At 64.1% G+C, this 19,476-nt stretch carries 19 protein-coding genes; 10 read left to right on the top strand and 9 right to left on the bottom strand.

The window, feature by feature from the left end; genetic code table 11:
• Positions 1–35: 35 nt before the first annotated feature.
• Positions 36–917 carry a bifunctional DNA-formamidopyrimidine glycosylase/DNA-(apurinic or apyrimidinic site) lyase gene (gene mutM, locus XH89_RS00355; RefSeq protein WP_194465186.1) on the top strand — a complete coding sequence of 294 codons (882 nt, stop codon included), beginning with the start codon at positions 36–38 and terminating at the stop codon, positions 915–917.
• Between the two features lie 6 nt (positions 918–923).
• Positions 924–1,478, top strand: a complete 555-nt coding sequence (locus tag XH89_RS00350; protein ID WP_194465185.1) for a GNAT family N-acetyltransferase — start codon at positions 924–926, stop codon at positions 1,476–1,478.
• A gap of 368 nt (positions 1,479–1,846) precedes the next feature.
• Here the strand turns inward: XH89_RS00350 and XH89_RS00345 are convergent, their stop codons facing one another.
• Positions 1,847–2,587 carry a ParA family protein gene (locus XH89_RS00345; RefSeq protein ID WP_194465184.1) on the bottom strand — a complete coding sequence of 247 codons (741 nt, stop codon included), beginning with the start codon at positions 2,585–2,587 and terminating at the stop codon, positions 1,847–1,849.
• A gap of 245 nt (positions 2,588–2,832) precedes the next feature.
• Between XH89_RS00345 and ggt the strand changes: the two genes are divergently transcribed.
• Complete coding sequence (ggt, locus tag XH89_RS00340; RefSeq protein ID WP_194465183.1) at positions 2,833–4,512, top strand: gamma-glutamyltransferase; 1,680 nt, start codon at positions 2,833–2,835, stop codon at positions 4,510–4,512.
• A gap of 6 nt (positions 4,513–4,518) precedes the next feature.
• On the opposite strand, the gene XH89_RS00335 is transcribed toward ggt, so the two are convergent.
• Together XH89_RS00335 and XH89_RS00330 are read right to left on the bottom strand one after the other, a co-directional pair.
• Positions 4,519–5,031, bottom strand: coding sequence for a hypothetical protein (locus tag XH89_RS00335; RefSeq protein WP_194465182.1), 513 nt, complete (start codon positions 5,029–5,031; stop codon positions 4,519–4,521).
• 1 nt (position 5,032) lies between these two features.
• Positions 5,033–6,394 carry a serine protease gene (locus XH89_RS00330; RefSeq protein WP_194465181.1) on the bottom strand — a complete coding sequence of 454 codons (1,362 nt, stop codon included), beginning with the start codon at positions 6,392–6,394 and terminating at the stop codon, positions 5,033–5,035.
• Positions 6,395–6,608: 214 nt separating this feature from the next.
• Here XH89_RS00330 and XH89_RS00325 point away from each other — a divergent pair, with 214 nt between their 5' ends.
• Positions 6,609–7,412 carry a molybdopterin-synthase adenylyltransferase MoeB gene (locus tag XH89_RS00325; RefSeq protein ID WP_194465180.1) on the top strand — a complete coding sequence of 268 codons (804 nt, stop codon included), beginning with the start codon at positions 6,609–6,611 and terminating at the stop codon, positions 7,410–7,412.
• 10 nt (positions 7,413–7,422) lie between these two features.
• Here XH89_RS00325 and XH89_RS00320 read toward each other — a convergent pair whose 3' ends face one another.
• The gene (locus XH89_RS00320) at positions 7,423–8,430 is read right to left on the bottom strand and encodes an aldo/keto reductase (protein WP_194465179.1); all 1,008 of its coding nucleotides are present in this window, start codon (positions 8,428–8,430) and stop codon (positions 7,423–7,425) included.
• 115 nt (positions 8,431–8,545) lie between these two features.
• Between XH89_RS00320 and XH89_RS00315 the strand changes: the two genes are divergently transcribed.
• On the top strand, positions 8,546–9,457 hold the full coding sequence (locus XH89_RS00315; protein WP_194465178.1) for a LysR family transcriptional regulator: 912 nt from the start codon (positions 8,546–8,548) through the stop codon (positions 9,455–9,457).
• A 3-nt stretch (positions 9,458–9,460) separates the two neighbouring features.
• Here the strand turns inward: XH89_RS00315 and XH89_RS00310 are convergent, their stop codons facing one another.
• The gene (locus XH89_RS00310) at positions 9,461–10,462 is read right to left on the bottom strand and encodes a D-glycerate dehydrogenase (protein ID WP_194465177.1); all 1,002 of its coding nucleotides are present in this window, start codon (positions 10,460–10,462) and stop codon (positions 9,461–9,463) included.
• Positions 10,463–10,785: 323 nt separating this feature from the next.
• Here XH89_RS00310 and XH89_RS00305 point away from each other — a divergent pair, with 323 nt between their 5' ends.
• The gene (locus XH89_RS00305) at positions 10,786–11,316 is read left to right on the top strand and encodes an SH3 domain-containing protein (RefSeq protein WP_194465176.1); all 531 of its coding nucleotides are present in this window, start codon (positions 10,786–10,788) and stop codon (positions 11,314–11,316) included.
• 138 nt (positions 11,317–11,454) lie between these two features.
• Here the strand turns inward: XH89_RS00305 and irrA are convergent, their stop codons facing one another.
• Positions 11,455–11,943 (bottom strand): iron response transcriptional regulator IrrA, encoded by a 489-nt coding sequence (irrA, locus tag XH89_RS00300; RefSeq protein ID WP_194465175.1) that lies wholly within the window; start codon positions 11,941–11,943, stop codon positions 11,455–11,457.
• 381 nt (positions 11,944–12,324) lie between these two features.
• Here irrA and fabA point away from each other — a divergent pair, with 381 nt between their 5' ends.
• From fabA to fabI, 3 genes are all read left to right on the top strand, one after another.
• Positions 12,325–12,846 carry a bifunctional 3-hydroxydecanoyl-ACP dehydratase/trans-2-decenoyl-ACP isomerase gene (gene fabA, locus XH89_RS00295; protein ID WP_194465174.1) on the top strand — a complete coding sequence of 174 codons (522 nt, stop codon included), beginning with the start codon at positions 12,325–12,327 and terminating at the stop codon, positions 12,844–12,846.
• Positions 12,847–12,886: 40 nt separating this feature from the next.
• A complete protein-coding gene (fabB, locus tag XH89_RS00290) occupies positions 12,887–14,110 on the top strand; it encodes a beta-ketoacyl-ACP synthase I (RefSeq protein ID WP_194465173.1) in 1,224 nt (407 codons plus the stop codon).
• Positions 14,111–14,193: 83 nt separating this feature from the next.
• Positions 14,194–14,994, top strand: a complete 801-nt coding sequence (gene fabI, locus XH89_RS00285; RefSeq protein ID WP_194465172.1) for an enoyl-ACP reductase FabI — start codon at positions 14,194–14,196, stop codon at positions 14,992–14,994.
• On the opposite strand, the gene XH89_RS00280 is transcribed toward fabI, so the two are convergent.
• The 3 genes from XH89_RS00280 to XH89_RS00270 all read right to left on the bottom strand — a co-directional run bounded on the left by XH89_RS00280 (position 14,995) and on the right by XH89_RS00270 (position 17,131).
• On the bottom strand, positions 14,995–15,591 hold the full coding sequence (locus XH89_RS00280; RefSeq protein WP_194465171.1) for a glutathione S-transferase family protein: 597 nt from the start codon (positions 15,589–15,591) through the stop codon (positions 14,995–14,997).
• A 153-nt stretch (positions 15,592–15,744) separates the two neighbouring features.
• Positions 15,745–16,197 carry a GNAT family N-acetyltransferase gene (locus XH89_RS00275; RefSeq protein WP_194465170.1) on the bottom strand — a complete coding sequence of 151 codons (453 nt, stop codon included), beginning with the start codon at positions 16,195–16,197 and terminating at the stop codon, positions 15,745–15,747.
• Between the two features lie 7 nt (positions 16,198–16,204).
• Positions 16,205–17,131, bottom strand: a complete 927-nt coding sequence (locus XH89_RS00270; protein WP_194465169.1) for a hydrogen peroxide-inducible genes activator — start codon at positions 17,129–17,131, stop codon at positions 16,205–16,207.
• 114 nt (positions 17,132–17,245) lie between these two features.
• Here XH89_RS00270 and katG point away from each other — a divergent pair, with 114 nt between their 5' ends.
• A complete protein-coding gene (gene katG, locus XH89_RS00265) occupies positions 17,246–19,408 on the top strand; it encodes a catalase/peroxidase HPI (protein WP_194465168.1) in 2,163 nt (720 codons plus the stop codon).
• The last annotated feature ends 68 nt before the right edge of the window (positions 19,409–19,476 follow it).

Below are 19,476 nucleotides of genomic sequence, written 5' to 3'. Positions count from 1 at the left end.
CTATCACACCGCCCTCATAAGGTGAATGCCTGACCATGCCTGAATTGCCCGAAGTCGAGACTGTCCGCCGCGGTCTTCAGCCCGTCATGGAGGGTGCGAAAATCGTGGTCGCGGAGGCCCGCCGGCCCGATTTGCGCTTTCCGTTCCAGCCCGATTTCGTGGCCCGGCTGCAGGGACAGATCGTCACGGGGCTCGGCCGCCGGGCAAAATATCTCATGGCTGATCTCGGCTCCGGCGACGTGTTGCTGATGCATCTGGGCATGTCGGGCTCATTCCGCGTCATCAAGCCGGACAACGAGGCTGCGCCCGGTGAGTTTCACTATCCCAAGGGCAAGGACTCCGCGCACGACCACGTGCTGTTTCGGATGTCCTCGGGTGCCGACATCGTCTTCAACGATCCGCGCCGCTTCGGTTACATGAAAGTGATCGCGCGCAACGCGCTCGAGGACGAGCCGCTGCTGCGCGACCTCGGCCCCGAGCCGCTCGGCAATGAGTTCGACGCAGCGATGCTGGCGAGTGCCTGCGCGGGCAAGACCACGAGCCTGAAGGCGGCGCTGCTCGATCAGCGTGTGGTCGCCGGCCTCGGCAACATCTATGTCTGCGAAGCCCTGCATCGCTCGCATTTGTCGCCACGGCGGATCGCTGCGACGCTGTCGACGAAGAAGGGCGAAGCAACCGATCACGCCAAGCGACTGGTCGGTGCCATCCACACCGTGCTGAACGACGCCATCAAGGCCGGCGGCTCGTCATTGCGCGACCATCGCCAGACCTCGGGCGAGCTCGGTTATTTCCAGCATTCCTTCAAGGTCTATGACCGCGAAGGCGAGAAATGCACGACGCCCCGATGCGGCGGCACGATCAAGCGCTTCACCCAGAACGGCCGCTCGACCTTCTGGTGTTCGAAATGTCAGAAGTAGCAGGCCATGCAGACGCCGCAGCTTGAGACCGAACGATTGATCCTGCGTCCGCTCGCGCTGTTCGACGCGCCGGCGATCCAGCGGCATTTCGACAATTGGAACATCATCCGGCATCTCGCGACCGTAGTGCCCTGGCCATACCCGGCTGATGGCGCGGAGACCTTCGTCCGCTTGCAGCTCGACAAGATCGCGGCCGGCGAAGAGATCCACCATTGGGTGCTGGTGTTGAAGGGCAGCGATGGCGGGGCGATCGGAAACATTCATTTCCGTCCCCGTGCCGACGGCGCGAAGGGCAGTCGCGGCTTCTGGCTGGCTGAGCCCTATTGGGGTAGGGGCTTGATGACGGAGGCCATCACTGCGGTGAACGACTTTGCCTTTCTCACGCTCGGCCTCGATCATTTCTACGTCTGCAACGCCGCCACCAATGCGGCCTCGCGCAGGGTCAAGCAGAAGACCGGCGCTGAGTTCGTCGGCTTCATTGAGCTGCCGCATCACGGCGGACAGTCGAAATCCGAGCGATGGATCGTGCGGCGTGAGGCCTGGCTGCGCGACCGGGCGTGAGTCTCGGCGAAGACGACGGCCTCACCACGTCAGTGCGAGCGCAGCGAAGCAATCCAGAATCCCTCTGCGGAAAGACTCTGGATTGCTTCGCTGCGCTCGCAATGACGGGGATAGAGCGCCGTCGCTCGCGAACAGCCGTTTTGCCAGACAAGTCAGACGTCTGCATGCCGTCGCAGCGATAAACGCGGCTGGACGCGGTCCTACTGTGCATGGGGTTGTTTTGGAGATCTTTGGCGGAGGCGCGTTCGCCCTCGCCTGAAAACGCGAAGCGAAGCAATCCGGCCGGGCTGGTGGCCGGATCGCTTCGTCGCTGGGGCTCATTCACCGGATGGCGAAGAGCCCGTCCGGGCCTTGAGCGATCGCCCCGCTCAGGACGCCAGGGTGGTGGTTTCGTCCGCGGCAAGCTCGGTGGCGGCGTGCAGCATGCCGTCCGCCGCCGACATCACCTGGTCGATCAGGACATTGGTGGCCTCGAGCTCGAGACGGGTCTCGATCCAGCGCCAGAGGCCGCGGACCTCCTCGGTCGACTTGCCGTTCGGCGCGAACTCGCTGACGGCGAGGCCCGAGGCGAGCGAGTCCTGGTGGTCGTTGCGCATCACGATCAGCGGGCGCGCCAGCACCTCGACGAGATCGAGCGCGGCTTCCTCGGCGAGGCTGTTGGCGGCGTTGTCGATGCGCTGGCCGCGGATCGGCGTCTGGTTCAGCACGAAGCTGTAGGGACGCTTCCAGGCGCGCGCGACGCTGACGGTGGAGACGGTCGCCTCGATGTCGGCGACGCTCGGGCGGGCCGGGATCAGGCAGAGATCGGAATGACGGATCGCAGCGGTGGTCGTGGCGGAAAGGCCGGCGGCGGTGTCGACGATCGCGAGCTGCAGACCGCTGTCGGCCAGCATGTTCAGCCGCGGCGCGAAATCGGCGGCGTGATAGATCGGCTCGACGACGACGTCATCGTTGTTGCGGCGGCGCGCCCAGTTGGAGAGGGTGCCCTGCGGGTCGGTCTCGATCAGACGGACGGTGAAACCGGCCTGCTTGGCAGCCAGCGCGAGGCCGATGGCGAGCGTGCTCTTGCCACTGCCGCCCTTTTGGGTGGCCAGTACGATCGTGTGCATTTGAAGATCAATCCTTTGGAGTGCCTGGGTCTCGGGAAAAACGCCACGCGAACGTGCATCGCTTCTTCGATGCTGAGCCCTTCTCGCTCAGGACGTGCCCTGCCCGATCCAAAGGGGACCGCGGATGTCCGAATCAACGCTAACGATGATGGCAGAATCAGGAATGCCAGCTAATCCGTACCATTACTGGACCCGTAATCCTGCGTGTGATGTGCTCGCTATCGTGAACAAAAAGGACATCAGGCATGGGTGGAAACTGGCGCGACCGAACGGCAACGATCTTTGAATGTCAGAAGATGCCGGCGGTCTCGAGCCGCGGCATGGTGGTGAGCAACCATCCGCTCGCATCAAGTGCCGGCGCCGAGATGCTGGCCGCCGGCGGCAACGCGATCGACGCCGCGATCGCGACCCTGTTCACGCTGACCGTGGTCGAGCCGATGATGGTCGGCATCATCGGCGGCGGCATGGCGCATATCCGCCTCGCCGACGGCAGCCATCGCGTCATCGACGGCCAGAGCACCGTGCCCGCTTCGGTGCGCGACACCACCTATACGTCGAAGCCGGGCTCGGCTCACGACGTGTTCGACACTATCGGCAACGAGAACCTCAACGGCCCGAAGGCGGTCGCAACGCCGGGCTCGCTGAAAGCCTGGTGCGAGACGCTGCAAAGGTTCGGCACCATGAGCCTCGCCGACGTGATGCAGCCCGCGATCAAGCATGCCGCGCGCGGTTATGCGGCGACGCCTTACTTGCACGAATGCATCAGCGAGAGCGCCGCCGAGATGCGCAAGGACAAGCCGATCGCGGCGATCTATTTGCCTGATGGCGAGCCGCTCAAGGTCGGCGAGCGCGTGGTGCAATCGGAATATGCCAAGACTCTTCGCTACATCGCCGACCACGGCGAGAAGGCTCTTTACGAAGGATCACTCGGCGACATCTTCGTCGACTACATGGAGAAATCAGGCGGCTTCATTCGTCGCACCGACCTCACCAGCTACAAGACCGTCGAGCGGCAGCCGATCCGCACCCACTATCGCGGGTGGACCATTTTGGGCCCGCCGCCGCCTGCGGCCTCCGGCGTGCATATCGCGCAGATGCTGAACATTCTCGAAGGCTACGACATCGGCGGTCTCGGCTTCGGCACGTCAGAGACCATCCATTACCTCGCCGAGGTCCTGAAGATCGCCTTCGCCGATCGCGCCGCGGCCAGCGGCGATCCTGATTATGTCGGCGTGCCCGTGGAGAAGCTGACCTCGAAGGCCTATGCCGAGGAGCGCCGTCGCGCGATCGATCCGGCGCGCGCCCAGGCTTTTGGCGCCGGCGTGACGCAGCTCGAAAGTGCGCACACCACGCACATGACGGCGGCGGACAGTTTTGGCAACGTGGTCGCGACCACGCAGACCATCAACAATCTGTTTGGCGCGAAGATCATGATCCCGGGCTTAGGGGCCATCGCCAACAATTACATGAACCTGTTCGACCCGCGTCCGGGTCATGCGCTGTCGCTGGCGCCGGGCAAGCGCGTGACGACCTCGATGTCGCCGATGATGGCGCTCCGCGACGGCAAGCTGCGCTATGCGCTGGGCCTGCCCGGGGGCAAGCGCATCTTCCCGAGCGCGATGCAGGCCCTAGTCAATCTGATCGACCATGGCATGAGCCTGCAGGAAGCGGTCGAGGCGCCGCGGGTATGGACCGAAGGCAATGCGCTCGAGGTCGAGCAGGCCGTGCCGGAGGCCGTGCGCGCAAGACTCACCGCGCTCGGTCACAAGGTCCAGCCGGTCGCAACTGTCGCCGGCGGCATGAACGGCATCGCCTTCCACGACGACGGCACCATGACCGGCGCCGCCTGCTGGCGCGCGGACGGGACGCCGATCGGGATATCGGGTGGTCTTGCGAAGAGCGGGATCAGGTTCAGGCTGAGTTGACGTCTGCTATTTTCGCGCACCGCCGCCTTCGAGATCGGCGGCGGCGCGCGCAACCAGATCGGTTGCGCTCGCATTGGTCTGCGTTGATCGGACCTTGACGTCGATCGTGATCAACTTCCATTCACCTTCCGACATGGCGTAGTCCAACTCGTAACTCAGTCGCGAAGGCGTCGTGTCGAAATAGCCGCGCAGCAACAGCGTGCCGTTGTCGGCGATCCTGGGATCCTCCGTCGCCACGATCGGCATGCCGGCGATGACATCGATGTGATGTCCGGAGAAATCCCTGAACGCCCGCTTCAACGTGTCAGCGGAGAAGCGTTCGCGAAATGGTTGCGCCATTTTCGCATAGAGGACGTTGTAGTTGCCGGTGAGATTGGCGTCGTTGAGCGTCAGCAGCGCCACCTTCACCATCACCTCCTCCACCTTCGGCGTCGGCAGCGCGGGCGATTGTGCCCAGGCCGCAAAGCTCAGCAGCGCAGTCGAAATTGCAGCGCAGAGGAATAGTGGACGCCGCAACATGCTACTTCCGCACGCAGATCACGCGAACGACGGCGGCCTTCGCATCGCTCGACGTGCCATTCGCGGTGACGGCGTTTGCCTTCAGGAAATCGCGCACTGTCTCTGCGGAAACTATCACTGCTTGTGACGGCGCTAAAGTGGTCGCTGGTCCGGCAACCATCGCCGGCTTCAGCAGCGCGATACCGGCGAATTTGCCCTCGCCGTCGATGGCCGGGGCGCCGGAGAAGCCGACGGCAGGTGGCGGCGACAGGGCAGAGTCGCTCGCCGTGACCGGTGCCAGCGCACCCTTGACGCTCGACACGCCGGCCGCGCCGCCCTGGCTTTGGGGATCGGCGATGCCGACGGCATCGACGCTCGTCTTCGCCGCGCCGCTCGCGAGACTGAGCGGCTTGAGGCCACGCGCGCCATAGATATGCAGCAGCGCGAGATCGTGCTCCTTGTCCTCGGCGAGGCGATCGGCGTTGCCATAGCCGCCGATCGTGATGGCAAGACAGGAATCGGTGACGAGGCGGTCAGTGAGAATCGCGCCATCGTCGCTGACGACAACACCGGTGCCATATTCGACGGTCTTGCGCGGCGGCGGCCCCGCTTGTGGTCCCGCCGGAAACGCAGTGAACGCGCTCGACATCGCGATCACGACCGGCTCGACCGTGTTCTCCATGGCCTGGTCATACAGGATCGTCATGATGCGGACTTCGTCGCCCTTGAACGTGCCACGCACGTAAAACTTCTTCAGGCCCTGCAACCCTGAAAGCACGAAGAAGTCGGGCTTCACCACGGTGTAGTCCACCTTGCGCCCGGCTGGCTCCTTCTTCTCCGTATCAGCGAGTTTCGCTGTGGTCGGGCTCGCCTCCTTGCGGCGGCTGAGCACCACCTGCACGGTTCCGGTCGGTGAGGTCCATTTCGAGCCATTGGCGTCGGTGGCCTGATTTGGCACCAGCTTTGAGGGGATGCCGAGCCGCGCGCCGCTGGTCATTTCTGTTACGATTTTCCAGCCGACGCTGTCCTGCTTGCGCCGTGCGGTCTCGGCGAGCGCGGCGCGCTCCTGCGGATTGAGCACGCCGGTCGGCTTGCCGCCCTTGGCCTTCTGGTATTCCTTGATGGCATCGACCATGCGCGAACTGACGTCGCCGGTGATGGCACCGTTATATTCGCCGACCCAGGCGAGGTCGGACTGCAGTGACAGCCGTTCCGCCTGCGCCACCGCATCGGCCGTTTCCGACGGCGTTTGCACGGCGGGCGGCTTGATCGGAACAGTCTGGACCACTTTCGGCCTGGCGCCGGGGACCTGTGGCGCCGTCATCTGGGCGCTGGCGCCTGTGGCAGACGCCAACATCAGTGTTGCCGCAAGCATCGATCTCATGACAAATCCAGCCAGCCCATTGAACGCGCTGCCATTGAAGCACATCTCGTTGGTCGCGAACAATGTTGCGGTGGTTCAGGTGTTGACCCTCATCCTGAGGAGCCGCGGAGCGGCGTCTCGAAGCTTGAAGGCCGAGCTGTCGCAACGGGGCCTGCATGGTTCGAGACGGCGCTGCGCGCCTCCTCACCATGAGGTTTTAGAGGAACGTACGACGATGCTGAGCCCGGACGAACTCGAACGCTATGCCCGCCATATCGTGCTGCGCGATGTCGGTGGTCCCGGCCAGGCCGCGCTGAAGCGGGCCTCGGTGCTGGTGATCGGCGCCGGCGGGCTCGGCGCGCCCGCCCTGATGTATCTGGCGGCCGCCGGCGTCGGCACGCTCGGTGTGGTCGATGACGACGTGGTGTCGTTATCCAATCTGCAGCGCCAGGTAATCCATACGACGCCCGATATCGGCCGGCACAAGGTCGAGAGCGCAGCCGAGCGGATCGCAGAACTCAATCCGCACGTCTCCTTCGTCGGTCACGCGACCTGGCTCAATGCCGACAATGCGCTCTCGCTGATCGGCGATTACGATCTCGTGCTCGATGGTTCCGACAATTTCTCGACGCGCTATCTGGCCTCCGATGCCTGCTTCTTCGCCAAGCGGCCGCTGATCACGGCGGCGCTCGGCACGTTCGACGGCTCGCTCACCACCATCCGCGCGCACGAAAAGAACGAGCAGGGTGAATTCAATCCGACCTATCGCTGTCTGTTTCCGGAGGCGCCGCCGCCGGGCACCGTGCCGGCTTGCGCCGAGGCCGGCGTCATGGGCGCGCTTGCAGGCGTGATGGGCTCGATGATGGCGCTGGAGGCGATCCGCGAGATCGTCGGATTCGGCGAGGGTTTGGTCGGCCGCCTGCTGATGATCGATGCGCGCGCAATGCGCTTCGAGACGTTGCGTTACGCGCGCGATCCGGCCAATCCGCTCAATGGCGACGGGCCGGTGGTCATCGATCTCAGTGCCCATCGCACCTGATGGAAGCCGGCTATGTCATAGCCGGCTTCTCGCTGTCGAGATGCGCCATCTGTTCCGCCGCGTAGCGTGTGCCGGCGGCAACGTTCGGCGGGAAGGCTTTTGCCAGCGTGGCCAGATGCGCCGGTGTCAGCGTCACCCTGGTCGCGCCGAGCGCTTCGGTCAGGCGATTGCGCGTGCGGGCGCCGACCAGCGGTACGATCTCCTTGCCCTGCGCGGCGACCCATGCGATCGCGACCTGTGCCGGCGTTGCGCCGATCTCGCCGGCGATCGCGCGCAGCTGCTCCACCAGCGCGAGATTCGTATCGAGGTTCGATCCCTGGAAGCGTGGCGTCATCAGACGGTAGTCACGGCCGACCTTGCCTGACTCCTTCGACCAATGGCCGCTGATCAGGCCGCGCGCCAGCACGCCATAGGCGGTGATGGCGATGCCGAGCTCGCGGCAGGTCTTCAAAATATCGCGTTCGATGCCGCGCTCGATCAGCGAGTATTCGATCTGGAGATCGACGATCGGATGCGCGGCGTGTGCGCGACGGATGGTGTCGGAGCGGACCTCGGACAGGCCGATCTGCCTGATGTAGCCGGCCTTCACGAGATCGGCGAGACCACCGATCGTCTCTTCGATCGGCACGTTGGGATCGAGCCGCGCCGGGCGGTAGACGTCGATGTAGTCGGTGCCGAGCCGCTGCAGCGAATAGGCGAGGAAGTTCTTCGTCGCGGCTGGCCGCGTGTCCATTCCGATGAAGTCGCCGGCCGGACCACGCAGCGCGCCATACTTCACGCTGATCTGCACTTTTTCGCGCGACACTTCTTTCAGCGCCTCGCGCAGCAGCATCTCGTTGTGGCCCATGGCGTAGAAATCGCCGGTGTCGAGCAGCGTGATGCCGGCATCGAGCGCGGCGTGAACCGTGGCGATGGCCTCGCCGCGATCGGCGGGCCCATAGACCTCGGACATGCCCATGCAACCGAGGCCGAGGGCGGAGACATTGGGGCCGCTCGACCCGAGTTTGCGCTGTTCCATGATGGCTCTCCCTAAAAAGGCGGCAGACGGTGCCGCGTGACGGGCCTGATATGCGCCTGCTCCATTGCCGCGATAAGCTGGACAATGTGGAATGCCTTGTTCATCATATCGAACAATGTCCGATCCCGATTTGCGCGATCTCGACGCCTTCGTGGCGATCGCCCGCAGCCGCAATTTTCGCCGCGCGGCGGTTGAAATTCGCGTGTCGGTGTCGAGCCTTAGCCAGAGATTGCGGGACCTCGAGGAGCGTCTCGGCGTCCGCCTGATGAACCGCACCACCCGCAGCGTCGCCCTGACCGAGGCGGGCGAACTGCTGCTCTCAAAGGTGGCGCCGGCGCTGCGCGATGTCGGCGATGCGCTGGATCAGGTCCGGGGCTTGCGCGAAGTCGCCTCAGGTCGCCTACGCATCAATGCGCCACCGCCAGCGGTGGATCTGGTGCTGGCGCCAATGGTCGGTCCGTTTCTCAGCGAGCATCCGCAGGTCGATCTCGAAATCATCTCCGAGAGCGGCTTCGTTGACATCGTCAGTGGGGGCTATGACGCCGGCGTGCGCTATGGCGAACATCTCGCGCAGGACATGATCGCGATCCCGCTGAGCGGTCCGCAGCGCTATGTCGTCGTCGCTTCGCCTGCCTATGTCGCGCGCCGCGGCCGGCCAAAACATCCGAAGGATCTGCTCGATCATGATTGCATCCGCGCCCGCTACTCGAGCGGCGTCATGCATGATCTGGAGTTCGAGAAAGCCGGCCAGCTCGTGAAAGTCGATCCGCCCGCAAAGCTGATCTCGACCAATATGGCCCTTGCGATGCGCGCCGCGCTCGACGGCGTCGGCATCTGGGCCACGCTCGATGGCTATGTCGGTGATGCCTTAAAATCCGGCGCGCTTGTCAGTTTGATGGAGGACTGGTGCGAGCCTTTCCCGGGCCCGTTCTTGTACTATCCAAGCCGGCGCCAAACGCCGCCCGCTTTGCGCGCCTTCATCGATTTCGTCGCTGACAGCCGCAAGCGCGAGACCCGCGCGAAATAATCCTCACAGCATGCTGGGCAGCACGCGATCCGGCGGCTTGTGGGCGTCGAGGAAGGTGCGAATGTTGATGATGACCTTCTCGCCCATCTCGACGCGGCCCTCGATCGTGGCCGAGCCCATATGCGGCATCAATATCACCTTGCCGGCCTTCGCAAGCCGGACCAGCTTCGGATTGACCGCGGGCTCGTGCTCGTAGACATCGAGGGCGGCGCCGCCGATCTCGCCGCCTTCGATCAGCTTGATCAGCGTGTCTTCGTCGGTGACTTCGCCGCGCGCGGTGTTGACGATGTAGGCGTCCTTGCGGATCAGCTTCAGCCGCCGTGCCGAGAGCAGGTGATAGGTCGCCGGGGTGTGCGGACAGTTCACCGAGATGATGTCCATCCGCGCCAGCATCTGGTCGAGGCTCTCCCAATAGGTCGCCCCTAGCTCTTCGGCGATCTTCGGGGCGACGGGACGGCGGTTGTGATAGTGGATCTGCAGGCCGAAGGCGCGGGCACGGCGTGCGACCGCCTGGCCGATGCGGCCCATGCCGATGATGCCGAGGCGCTTGCCGCCGATGCGATGGCCGAGCATCCAGGTTGGCGACCAGCCGGCCCAGGGTTTTCCTTCCGTCAGCACCGAGGCGCCTTCGATCATCCGGCGCGGCACCGCCAGAATCAGCGCCATGGTCATGTCGGCGGTGTCTTCGGTGAGGACCTTCGGCGTATTGGTGACGGTGATGCCGCGGGCATGCGCCGCCGCGACGTCGATATTGTCGACGCCGTTGCCGAAATTCGCGATCAGCTTCAGCTTGCAGTCCGGCTGGTTGACGATGTCGGCGCTGATGTGATCGGTCACCGTCGGAACCAGGATGTCGGCGCTGCGCGCGGCTTCGGCGAGCTGCTCGGGCGACATCGGCGTGTCGTCGAGATTGATGCGTGCGTCGAACAGCTCGCGCATCCGGGTTTCGATCGAGTCCGGCAATTTGCGCGTCACGACGACGAGGGGCTTCTTCTTCACCGACATGTCCTGCCCTCATGAGGCGCTGCAGGCCGCCTCTGTCGCCAAAGGCCGGCCGTTGAGGCCTCATTAACCCGGTTGTTCGACACTGGCCTTGCCGCGTCGTCCCCGGCGTTTCCTTCAAGCTTTCCCCCCAATTTCCGGCTGGAAAATCGGGGCAAACTGGTTGTTCAAGCGTCCGTCCTCTCTAGCAGAAGGCCGGGCCAAGACAAGAACCAGGGCCAAGGCTGATGGAACATCCCGCGTGGGGCGGGTCAGGGGGTGCGGCAGCGTTTTGGAATTTGGGGTGGGGGCGCGGTTTAGCCGGGCCTTCGACAGGAGACGGGTTAATGGCGTTGGGGCGTTTTTGTTCGGTGATGGCGCTCGTTTGCACCTGGTGGAGCGCCTCGGTGGGCCCCTCGCATTCGGCCAAGGACACCACCCCCCAGACCGCCAGCGGTCTGCCGGTGCCGCGCTATGTCAGCCTGAAATCGGACCACGTGAACGTCCGCGCCGGCCCGACCAAGGACAATGACGTGGCCTGGGTCTATACCCGCGCCGGCCTGCCGGTCGAAATCACCGCCGAGTTCGAGAACTGGCGCCGCGTGCGCGATTCCGAAGGTGCCGAGGGCTGGGTCTATCACTCGCTGCTGTCGGGCCGCCGCACTGCGGTGGTCACCATGAAGCACAAGGACGACCTCGCGCCGATCTACGATCGTGCCGATCCCGACAGTGCGGTGGCCGCAAAACTCCAGGCCGGCGTCGTCACGCAGGTGAAAAAATGCACCACCAGCTGGTGCCACGTCACCGGCAACGGTTTTGACGGCTGGATCCAGCAGGAGCGCCTTTGGGGCGTCTACGCCGACGAGCAGGTGAACTGACGGCCTGATAGGGAGGCAAGCCCAGTCGTCATGCCCGGGCTTGTCCCGGGCTCCACGAACTTCCTAGCGTGGTGCAAGAACGTGGATGGCCGGGACAGGCCCGGCCATGACGATCAAGTTGACAATTGAGGACTGATCTCAGCGCTTCTTGCGCAACCGCACGACCATGTCGATGCGGGCGATCTCGTACCCCTCCGGCACCTCCGGCATCTTGGACAGCGCCAGATGCGGATCCTCGATATCGACCAGCTCATGGCTGTTCTCGAGGTAGTAATGGTGGTGGGTGGTGACGTTGGTGTCGAAATAGGTCTTGGTGCCGTCGACGCTGACCTGACGCAGCAGGCCGGCATCGGTCAGCTGATTCAGCGTGTTGTAGACGGTCGCGAGCGAGACCGGGACCTTGGCCAGGGTCGCTTCCTCGTAGAGCATTTCAGCCGTGAGATGGCGTGCACCCTTGCCGAACAGCAGCCAGCCGAGCGCCATGCGCTGGCGTGTCGGGCGCAGGCCGGCGGACTGGAGCATTTCGTTGACGTCGTGCCAGGGGCAGCCGGTCAGGGCCGGCTGGCGGCCGGACAGAAGGGCCGCTTGGACGTCTTCATCGTGACGGGGCGCGTTGTTCTCGCTCATTTCCAAAATTTGGGCACGCGTGGACACTATCTACCTGCAATATATGGACAGGTAGATGCAGATGCAAGTTTCTCGCAACTAGAGTGGTTCTAATTAGCAGAGGAACCCGGCCTGAGGCCACGTCATTTTACCTTCATGAGATCGCTTTGCCACCGAAAAGGCCTGTGTTAGAGAGCGCGCGGTTCCGCTTAGCCCTGATGTGGCGGCCGGGCATTGAGGCCAGGGTCGCAAGCCCTTGTCCTCAAGCCCATGTTCGCAGGTCCATCGGGCACTCGGCATTCGCGCCTGCTGACGAGGCAAAAGGCGTTGCTTTCCGAACGAAAACGGAGCCCATTTTTGCCAGAAACGCCGCTCAATCGGGGTTAGAACAGAGGCTTCCGCATGCTCAACAGGCGCAATGGTTACGAATACGAAGATCTGCTGGCATGTGCCCGCGGCGAGATGTTCGGCCCGGGCAACGCCCAGCTGCCGCTGCCGCCGATGCTCATGTTCGACCGCATCACGGAAATTAACGACCATGGCGGCGAATTCGGCAAGGGGCTGGTGCGCGCCGAGCTCGACGTGAAGCCGGACCTCTGGTTCTTCGGCTGCCACTTCAAGAACGACCCCGTCATGCCCGGCTGCCTCGGCCTCGATGCGCTGTGGCAGATGGTCGGCTTCTATCTGGGCTGGACCGGTGGCGAGGGTCGCGGCCGAGCGCTTGGCCTCAGCGAATTAAAGTTCAGCGGCCAGGTGCTGCCCGAGGCCCGCAAGGTTGTGTACAACGTCGACATCAAGCGCGTGATGCGTTCAAAGCTGGTGCTCGGCATTGCCGACGGATGGCTTTCGGTCGACGACCAGATTATTTATCGCGCCAAGGATCTGAAGGTCGGCCTGTTCAAGCAGGGCGTGAACCTGGGCTAACGCGCATCACCAAGAAGACAACGATTTAGGCGAGGCTGTCATGAGGCGGGTTGTGGTCACCGGGATGGGTATCGTCTCGTCGATCGGAAACAACACCCAGGAAGTGCTTGCGAGCCTTCACGAGGCGAAGTCGGGCATTTCGCGGGCGGAGAAATATGCCGAGCTCGGCTTCCGTTCGCAGGTGCAAGGTGCGCCGACGCTCGATCCTTCGACGGTGGTCGACCGGCGCGCGATGCGTTTCCTCGGTCAGGGCGCGGCGTGGAATCACGTCGCGATGGAGCAGGCGATCCAGGACTCCGGTCTCTCGCCCGACGAAGTCTCCAACATCCGCACCGGCATCATCATGGGCTCCGGCGGCCCGTCGGCGCGCACCATCGTTGAAGCCGCCGACATCACCCGCACCAAGGGGCCGAAGCGCGTCGGTCCGTTTGCAGTGCCGAAGGCGATGTCGTCGACGGCCTCCGCGACGCTCGCGACCTGGTTCAAGATCAAGGGCGTGAACTATTCGATCTCCTCGGCCTGCGCGACGTCGAACCACTGCGTCGGCAATGCCTATGAAACGATCCAGATCGGCAAGCAGGATGTGATCTTCGCCGGCGGCTGCGAGGAGCTCGACTGGTCGCTATCGGTGCTGTTCGATGCCATGGGCGCGATGTCCTCCAAGTACAACGACACGCCTGCCACCGCCTCGCGTCCCTACGACGTCAACCGTGACGGTTTTGTCATCGCCGGTGGCGCGGGAGTCCTCGTCCTGGAAGAGCTCGAGCATGCCAAGGCGCGCGGCGCGCGCATCTATGGCGAGATCGTCGGCTATGGCGCGACCTCTGACGGCTACGACATGGTCGCGCCGTCGGGCGAAGGCGCCGAGCGCTGCATGCGCATGGCGATGTCGACGGTGAAGACCAAGGTCGACTACATCAATCCACATGCCACCTCAACGCCGGCGGGCGATCCGCCCGAGATCGAGGCGCTCCGCAAGGTGTTCGGCACCGGCGAGAAGTGCCCGCCGATCTCGGCGACCAAGGCGCTGACCGGCCACTCGCTGGGCGCGACCGGCGTGCAGGAGGCGATCTACTCGCTGCTGATGATGAACAACGGCTTCATCTGCGAGAGCGCGCACATCCAGGAACTCGATCCCGTATTCGCCGACATGCCGATCGTACGCAAGCGCATCGATAACGTCAAAATCGGCACCGTGCTGTCGAACTCGTTCGGCTTCGGCGGCACCAACGCCACGCTGGTGTTCAGCCGGATGGACGTGTGACGGCGTCGTTGACACACCATTGAATTTCTCGTCATGGCCGGGCTTGTCCCGGCCATCCACGTTTTGCGGAAGGTAGTCTTGCAATGGAAGGTCTAATGAAGGGCAAGCGCGGTCTGATCATGGGCATTGCCAATGATCATTCGATCGCCTGGGGCATGGCGAAGACGCTGCATGCCCACGGCGCCGAGCTTGCCTTCACCTTCCAGGGCGAGGCGCTCGGCAAGCGCGTCAAGCCGCTGGCGGAGCAGCTCGGCGTCGAGCTGGTGCTGCCGTGCGACGTCGAGGACATCGCCAGCGTCGATGCGACCTTCGATGTGCTCCGCGAAAAATGGGGCAAACTCGACTTCGTCATCCACGCCATCGGCTTTGCCGACAAGAACGAGCTGAAGGGCCGCTACGCCGACACCAGCCGCGAGAATTTTTCGCGCACCATGGTGATCTCCTGCTTCTCCTTTACCGAGGTCGCAAAGCGCGCGGCCGAGTTGATGACGGATGGCGGCAGCATGATCACGCTGACCTTCGGCGCCTCGGAACGCTCGATGCCGAATTACAACGTGATGGGTGTAGCCAAGGCGGCGCTGGAAGCCTCGGTGCGCTATCTCGCCTCCGATTTCGGGCCGCGCGGTATCCGCGTCAACGCCATCTCCGCCGGCCCCATCCGCACGCTCGCCGGCTCCGGCATCGGCGAGGCGCGAGCGATGTTCGCGTTCATGCAGAAGCATTCGCCGCTGCGCCGCGGCGTCACGCTCGACGAGCTCGGCGGTTCGGCGCTGTATCTGCTGTCGGATCTCTCGGGCGGCGTGACCGGCGAGATCCACTATGTCGATTCCGGCTACAACATCGTGCTGATGCCGCGGCCGGACGATTTGAAGACCCCGGAATAGTCAACCCGCCGCGATCTTCTCCGCGCGCTGAAACGCCGGCCGCGCCATGCAGCGCGCGATATAGGCGTCGAAGGCCGGGCGCGACGGCACCATCTTGAACAGGCGCACCGCGAAATTCAGCCCCGCGCCGATCGTGATGTCGGCTGCGGAAAATTCCTCGCCGAGAATCCACGGCCCCTTTTCGAGCGCAGCCTCCAGCACGTCGAACACCTGCGTCGCGCTGCCCCAGGCCGCGGTCGAGGTCGGCACCTCGATCTTGGTGAAGATCTGGATGATCGCGGGCTCGATACAGCTCGGCGAGAAGAACAGCCATTGCAGATACCGTGCGCGACGCGGGTCGGTCACATCAGGCGCCAGCTTCGTCTCCGGATAGCGATCGGCGACATAAGCGCAGATCGCAGCGGCCTCGCCGAGCGCCGCATCGCCGTCGGCGAGCGCCGGCACCTTGCCCATCGGATTGATCTTCAAATAGTCCGGCGCCTTCTGCGCGCCCGTCGAAATGTCGGTCAGCACGCGCTCATAGGGCAGCCCGCTCTCTTCCATCAGCCAGAGCGTCGAGAACGAACGCGAGCGAGGCGACCAATAGAGCTTGATCATGACGGGAGCGAACCTTTCATTGCCAGGAAGCGTAGATCGGATTTATTGCGCGTCTTCCTCGGATAAGCAACGCACTACGCCCAGGCGATCGAGAGCGTTCGAGGCGACATGTCGGTCAATGTCGCTTTGCTCCGCCTTCGCGCGTGATCGCGCCTAGCGTCTCTGCCACCGGTAGCACTTCATCGTGAAGCCGGTCACCGGAGAAATCTCCTCCCGCTCGAACTCAAATCCCTCGCGCTCGTACCAGCGCCAGGCCTTCTCGTTCTCACGGACGCAGCGCAGTTCTATCTCGTCAGGCAATTGAGTTCGCGTGAACGCGAGCAGTTGCCGACCGATCGATCGCCCTTGATAGCTGGGCGCGACGAAGAGCTGATCTAGATAGAGCTTTGGCAGATGCAGCGCCAACATCGCGGCGATGGCGCCCTGATCGTCGGCGACGAACAGGCTCCAGCCGTCCTCGATCTCGCGCCGGATGCGGGCACGCAAATTCGCCAGCAGGAAGTTGCTGGCCTCGGCGAGGCCGGTCGAGACCCAGCTCTCCATCCAGACGCGGCCGATCTCGTCATATTCGTCGGTGCGGGCGGGGCGGATGATGGGATCTGACACCGCGGCCTCAAACCTTCTGGCTGCGCGCAGCCTGTCGCGGGCGCGCCTTGCCGGCCGACAGGCAGACCACTTCGGAGATTTGCAGCAGCTGCCGCGCCAGCGGGCTGGTCTTGCGCCAGACCATGCCGATGGTGCGCGAGGGCTCGGGGTCACGGAAGCGCGACAGCGAGACGGACGCCGATCGCGTCTCCACCGACACCGCCATTTCCGGAATCAGCGTGACGCCGATGCCTGCGCTGACCATCTGCACCAGCGTCGACAGCGAATTCGCATCCAGCATCTCGCGCGGCGGCGCCGACTGCATGTTGCAGAACGACAGCGCCTGGTCGCGGAAACAATGGCCCTCCTCGAGCAGCAACAGCCGCATCTCGCGCATCATCTCGCGCGAGGGCGCTGGCGTGCCCGCATCCGTGCCCGGCCGCACCAGCAGGAATTTCTCCTCGAACAGGGCGACCTCGGTGAGCGAGGGTTCGGATACCGGCAGCGCCACGATGGCGGTGTCGAGCCGGCCCTCGACCAGCTCCTGGATCAGCCGCGGCGTCATCGTCTCGCGCACGCGAATGTCGAGCTCCGGGTGCATGCGCGTCAGATTCTTGGTGATCTTGGGCAGCAGATAGGGCGCAATCGTCGGGATCATGCCGATGCGCAACCGCCCGGCAAACCGGTCCTGCGAGGCGCGGGCGAAATCGCCGAGCTCATCGACCGAACGCAGGATGTCACGGACGCGCTGCGCGAGCTCCTCGCCGAAGCGCGTCAGCGCGACCTGCCGGGCGCTGCGCTCGAGCAGCAGCCCGCCCAGCGCTTCCTCCAGTTCCTTGATCTGCATCGACAGCGCCGGCTGCGAGATGGAACAGGCCTCCGCGGCGCGGCCGAAATGACCATGGCGCGCCAATGCGTCGAAATAGCGGAGCTGGCGCAGTGTGAGATTGATCATCAGAAAAACCTATCGCAGCGATCATTAAAGTCAACTTCCCCTGATCGAAGGCGGCGCCTAGAGTGATTCCACCTGGTCAAAGGCGCGAGTACGACGCCACCAGAGGAGGTATTCATGGACGACACTTCGAAGTGCCCGTTTTCGGGCGGCAAACGCGTGCCAGCGAACCGCGACTGGTGGCCCACCAACCTCAGCATCGAGATGCTGCACAAGAATTCCAGCCTGTCCGATCCGATGGGCGAGGCGTTCGATTACGCCAAGGAATTCAAGACGCTCGACCTGAACGCGGTCATCAAGGACCTCACCGCCCTGATGACGGATTCGCAGGAATGGTGGCCCGCCGATTTCGGTCACTATGGCGGTCTCATGATCCGCATGGCCTGGCACAGCGCCGGCACCTATCGCATCACCGACGGCCGCGGCGGCGCCGGAGCCGGTCAGCAGCGTTTTGCTCCGCTCAACTCCTGGCCCGACAACGCCAACCTCGACAAGGCGCGCCGGCTGCTCTGGCCGATCAAGCAGAAATATGGCCGCAAGATTTCCTGGGCCGACCTGATGGTGCTCGCCGGCAACGTCGCGCTGGAGTCGATGGGCTTCAAGACGTTCGGCTTCGCCGGTGGTCGTGCCGATGTCTGGGAGCCGGAAGAGCTCTATTGGGGTCCCGAAGGCACCTGGCTGGGCGATGAGCGCTACAGCGGCGAACGCCAGCTCGCCGAGCCGCTCGGCGCCGTGCAGATGGGCCTCATCTACGTCAATCCGGAAGGCCCGAACGGCAAGCCGGATCCGCTCGCCGCGGCCAAGGACATCCGCGAGACCTTCTTCCGCATGGCGATGAACGACGAAGAGACCGTCGCGCTGATCGCGGGCGGCCACACCTTCGGCAAGACCCATGGCGCGGGCGATCCGTCGCTGGTTGGTCCGGAGCCGGAAGCGGGCGCGCTGGAAGATCAGGGCCTCGGCTGGAAGAGCAAGCACGCCTCGGGTCTTGCCGGTGATTCCATCACCAGCGGTCTTGAAGTGACCTGGACCACGACGCCGACGAAGTGGAGCAACAACTTCTTCGAGAACCTGTTCAAGTACGAATGGGAGCTGACGAAGAGCCCGGGCGGCGCGAACCAGTGGACCGCCAAGGGCGCCGACGCGATCATTCCTGATCCGTTCGACAAGTCGAAGAAGCATCGGCCGACGATGCTGACGACCGATCTCTCGCTGCGCTTCGATCCGGCCTATGAGAAGATCTCGCGTCGCTTCCTCGAAAACCCGGATCAGTTCGCGGACGCATTCGCCCGCGCCTGGTTCAAGCTCACCCATCGCGACATGGGCCCGATCCAGCGCTATCTCGGTCCGCTGGTGCCGAAGGAGACGCTGATCTGGCAGGATCCGATCCCGGCCGTGAATCACGAGCTGGTCTCTGATCAGGACATCGCGGCGCTGAAGAGCAAGATCCTGGCCTCGGGCCTGTCGGTGTCCGAGCTGGTCTCGACCGCGTGGGCGTCGGCCTCGACGTTCCGTGGTTCGGACAAGCGCGGCGGCGCCAACGGTGCGCGCATCCGTCTTGCCCCGCAGAAGGACTGGGAGGTCAACCAGCCGGCCCAGCTCGCCAAGGTGCTCGGCAAGCTGGAAGCGATCCAGAAGGAGTTCAGCGTCGGTGCGAAGAAGGTCTCGCTAGCCGACCTGATCGTTCTCGGTGGCACAGCCGCGGTCGAGAAGGCCGCCAAGGACGCCGGCGTCGACGTCAAGGTTGGTTTCACGCCGGGCCGCATGGATGCCTCGCAGGAGCAGACTGATGCGGCCTCCTTTGCTCCGCTCGAGCCGCGGGCCGATGGCTTCCGCAACTATGTCGGCAAGAAGCAGCAGTTCCTGCAGCAGGAAGAGGCGCTCGTCGATCGCGCGCAGCTTCTCAAGCTCACGGGGCCTGAGCTGACCGTGCTGGTCGGCGGTCTGCGCGTGCTCGGCGCCAATGCGAACGGGTCGAAGCACGGCGTTTTCACCTCCAAGGTGGGCACGCTCTCCAACGACTACGTCGTCAACCTGCTCGACATGAGCACGGCATGGACGCCGGCGGCCGACGGCTCCTACGAGGGCCGCGACCGCAAGACCAACGCGGTGAAGTGGACCGCCACGCGCGCCGATCTGATCTTCGGCTCGCACTCGCAGCTCCGTGCCTTCGCCGAGGTCTATGCCTCGTCGGATGCCAAGCAGCAGTTCGTGGCTGATTTCGCCAAGGCCTGGACCAAGGTGATGAATCTCGACCGGTTCGACATCGCGGCGTCCTGACGCGGTGTTGCTCCACCTCTCCCGCGTGCGGGAGAGGTCGGATCGCGCAGTGATCCGGGTGAGGGCTC

It is taken from the genome of Bradyrhizobium sp. CCBAU 53340 (assembly GCF_015291645.1).
Classification (GTDB): Bacteria; Pseudomonadota; Alphaproteobacteria; order Rhizobiales; family Xanthobacteraceae; genus Bradyrhizobium.
This window is presented reverse-complemented; position numbering and strand designations above follow the sequence as displayed.